This window comes from uncultured Ligilactobacillus sp. (genome assembly GCF_948826705.1).
Classification (GTDB): Bacteria; Bacillota; Bacilli; order Lactobacillales; family Lactobacillaceae; genus Ligilactobacillus.
The window spans coordinates 1-3,075 of the sequence record NZ_CAQLEL010000113.1 but is presented as its reverse complement, the minus strand read 5'-3'; the positions used below and the strand labels follow the sequence as shown (position 1 = coordinate 3,075).

The window sequence follows — 3,075 nt, the reverse complement described above, 5'->3', positions numbered from 1 at the left end:
GGTGTAATTGTAATGGCTCGTATTGCAGGTGTCGATTTACCACGCGACAAGCGTATCGTTATCGGCTTAACTTATATTTACGGAATCGGTAATACAACAGCTAAGAAGATCTTAGCTGAAGCAGGTGTTTCAGAAGACGTTCGCGTTCGTGATTTAACAGCAGATCAAGAAGACAAGATCCGTGCTGTTGTTGATAACTACAAGGTAGAAGGTGACCTTCGCCGTGAAGTTTCTTTAAACATCAAGCGTCTTTCCGAAATCGGCTCTTACCGTGGTCTACGTCATCGTCGTCATTTACCAGTTCGTGGTCAAAACACGAAGAACAATGCGCGTACACGTAAAGGCCCAGCAGTTTCAATTGCAGGTAAGAAGAAATAATTTAAATAATCTAAAAAGGAGGTTAGCTATTTCATGGCAGTTAAAAAGTCTCGTAAGCGCCGTGTAAAGAAGAATATCGAAAGCGGTGTTGCACATATTCATTCAACATTCAATAACACACTTGTTATGATCACAGACGTTCATGGTAACGCCGTAGCATGGTCATCAGCAGGTTCTTTAGGCTTCAAGGGTTCCCGTAAGTCTACTCCATTTGCTGCCCAAATGGCCGCTGAAGCAGCAGCTAAGGGTGCAATGGATCATGGCATGAAGACTGTTGAAGTTGCAGTTAAAGGTCCTGGTTCTGGTCGTGAAGCTGCTATTCGTGCGCTTCAAACAACAGGTCTTGAAGTTACATCTATCAAGGATGTTACACCAGTTCCTCATAACGGATGCCGTCCTCCAAAACGCCGTCGTGTTTAATGTGGATCAGTATTCATTTTGAGGATAGACTCATAATGTTTTCAACCAGATTACACGTAACGTTTTGAAAGGGGTAAAGATAAGAATGATCGAATTTGAAAAACCAAAAATTCATAAAATCGAAGAAGGTCAAGATTACGGTAAGTTTGTCGTTGAACCGCTCGAACGTGGTTATGGTACAACTTTAGGTAACTCCTTGCGTCGTATCTTACTTTCTTCCTTACCAGGTGCAGCGATCACTGATGTTCAAATTGATGGTGTGTTACATGAATTCTCCACTGTAAAAGGTGTTTTAGAAGACGTAACAGCGATCATCTTGAACTTAAAGAAAGTCGCACTTAAACTTGATTCTGAAGAGTCTCAAACTTTAAAATTTGATGTTGTTGGGCCAAAAGAAGTTACTGCCGGTGACATTCAAGGTAGCAGTGATGTAGAGATCCTTAACCCAGATCAATATATTTGTACTGTGGCTGATGGCGCTGTGTTCCATGCTCGAATGACTGCTAACAAGGGTCGAGGCTATGTTTCCGCAACGGAAAACAAAGCTAAGGCTGAAGACATGCCTATTGGCGTTTTACCAATCGACTCAATTTATACCCCGATCGAACGTGTCAACTACCAAGTAGAAAAAACACGTGTTGGTCAAAAAAATGATTATGATAAATTAACGTTAGACGTGTGGACAAATGGCTCGATCACACCAAGTGAAGCAATCAGCTTGTCCGCTAAGATTTTAACAGAGCATTTGACATTATTTGTTGATTTGACAGATGAAGCTAAGAATGCTGAGATCATGGTCGAAAAAGAAGAAACACATAAAGAAAAAATGCTTGAAATGACAATCGAAGAACTTGACTTGTCTGTGCGTTCATACAACTGCTTGAAGCGTGCTGGTATCAACACTGTGCAAGCTTTGACTAACAAGTCTGAAGCAGACATGATGAAAGTACGTAACCTTGGTCGCAAGTCCTTGGAAGAAGTTAAGGCTAAATTGGCAGATCTTGGCTTGTCATTACGTCATGATGACTAATATAAAATTTAAGGGAGGGAACTGTTCATGGCTTACCGTAAATTAGGTCGCACAAGCGCACACCGTAAATCAATGTTACGCAACTTGACAACTGACTTGATCGTTAACGGTCGTATCGTCACAACAGAAACACGTGCTAAAGAAGTACGTAAGACTGCTGAAAAGATGATCACTTTGGGTAAAAAAGGTGATTTAGCTTCTCGTCGTCGTGCTGCTGCATTCATGATGGATGTTGTTGCAGACGTTAAAGAAGATGGCGATAAGGCAGTTGTTCAAACAGCATTGCAAAAGTTGTTTGAAGAAGTTGCACCTCGTTTTGAAGGCCGTAACGGCGGTTATACACGTATCATCAAGATGAACGAACGCCGCGGCGATGCAGCTAAGATGGCTGTTCTTGAATTGGTCGACTAATTTTTATTGATTATTATCGACGAATATAACTAGTGTCACTTTTATAGCGATAACTGGGCGTTACGATGTTGGGTAAAACCGAGTCTAGTCCTAAGTAGCAGGTGTTGGATCTGTGAAACCTTCGTTATAAAAAGTGATTTTTTTATTATTTTCATTTAGACTGATCTTTGGGTAGGATCGCTTTATTTAAGGGTACTCTTTTGAGTGCTCTTTTTATTTTGGTAAAAAATAATATATAAAATTATAAATGTTAGTTTTAAGGGAAAATAATAAATTTTTTTAAATTAATTCGCTTATTTACTGAATATAAACATTTTTTTAGAAGAAACCAATTAGAGTCTGGTGATTTAGATTGTTTTTTATTTAATAAAAATTTAATATTGAATTATAGAACAAATAACTTAAAGGATAAACGGTGGTAAAAGATGCTTTCTAAAAATAACCATAAATTATTTGCTCAAAAGCAAGACTCTAAAAAGCAAAAATTCAAGATCAAGAAATTAAGTGTTGGTGTGGCATCTGTTTTAGTTGGGACAATATTTGCAACTTATATGGGGGACAAGATCTCAGCTGATACTGCAGAGAGCATAAATAGCGTTTCTGCTGTCTCTACTCCAACAAGTGCCACAGATACTGAGATGACAACACCTGTTGAAATCGAGGAAAATAATGAAGTTGATCTGCCCGAAACGCACCCTGAATTAGTTTCTGACGTTTCAGTCACACCGGAAAATGAAAACGGAAACAACGAGGCGGAAGAGGTAGAAAATACTGGTGTGCCTGATAGCGATCAAGCTTCAAAAGAGCTTGTAGTTGAAGAACTTGACTATCAGACT

5 protein-coding genes are annotated in these 3,075 nt (G+C 39.2%); all 5 read left to right on the top strand.

Going from position 1 to position 3,075, the window contains the following annotated elements; genetic code table 11:
- Positions 1 to 12: 12 nt before the first annotated feature.
- A complete protein-coding gene (gene rpsM, locus Q9Q35_RS08055) occupies positions 13 to 378 on the top strand; it encodes a 30S ribosomal protein S13 (RefSeq protein WP_004050267.1) in 366 nt (121 codons plus the stop codon).
- A 33-nt stretch (positions 379 to 411) separates the two neighbouring features.
- Positions 412 to 798: a 30S ribosomal protein S11 gene (gene rpsK / locus Q9Q35_RS08050; protein WP_004050265.1), complete on the top strand. Its 387-nt coding sequence runs from the start codon at positions 412 to 414 to the stop codon at positions 796 to 798.
- Positions 799 to 883: 85 nt separating this feature from the next.
- Positions 884 to 1,828, top strand: coding sequence for a DNA-directed RNA polymerase subunit alpha (locus Q9Q35_RS08045; protein ID WP_304652907.1), 945 nt, complete (start codon positions 884 to 886; stop codon positions 1,826 to 1,828).
- Positions 1,829 to 1,855: 27 nt separating this feature from the next.
- A complete protein-coding gene (gene rplQ, locus Q9Q35_RS08040; RefSeq protein ID WP_004050261.1) occupies positions 1,856 to 2,239 on the top strand; it encodes a 50S ribosomal protein L17 in 384 nt (127 codons plus the stop codon).
- 425 nt (positions 2,240 to 2,664) lie between these two features.
- The coding region (locus Q9Q35_RS08035) for a YSIRK-type signal peptide-containing protein (RefSeq protein ID WP_304652906.1) at positions 2,665 to 3,075 on the top strand (411 nt) is incomplete at its 3' end.